Here is a 450-nt window from a genome sequence, read left to right as displayed (position 1 = left end):
GAAGTAGACACTGTTGCTCAAAACATTAACAGCGTAAATATCGTAGCCGCTGATATTGACAGCGTAGTTAAAGTTGCCGAAGACCTTAAAGAAAGTATTAGTGAAATCGAGGTTGTTGCTAACGATCTTAGTGAAACTACGTCTGAAATCGAGGTAGTCGCTAACAGCATTGATAACGTGAACACTGTCGGTGCTGATATAGCCAACGTGAACACCGTAGCAGACAGTATCCTAAACGTAGACACTATCGGCACTTACATTGTTAACGTAAATGAAGTGGCTACTAATATGCCTGACGTTACGACAGTGTCTTCTAACATCAACAACGTAAACATTGTTGCAGACAGCAACAACGTGGTTACTGCAGTAGGTAACGATTTAAACTCTGCAGAGTCGGTTACTAGAAATATCGACGCTAACATGGGCGATGTAAACAACGTTAGCTTTAAT

Annotated in this window: 1 protein-coding gene; it reads left to right on the top strand. The window is 41.1% G+C overall.

Annotation, left to right across the window (positions count from 1 at the left end; genetic code table 11):
• On the top strand, positions 1-450 hold a 450-nt coding region (locus BZJ21_RS16430; protein WP_201788237.1), incomplete at both ends, for a hypothetical protein.

The sequence above is a fragment of the Salinivibrio costicola subsp. alcaliphilus genome (genome assembly GCF_001996185.1).
Classification (GTDB): domain Bacteria; phylum Pseudomonadota; class Gammaproteobacteria; order Enterobacterales; family Vibrionaceae; genus Salinivibrio; species Salinivibrio costicola.
This window is presented reverse-complemented; position numbering and strand designations above follow the sequence as displayed.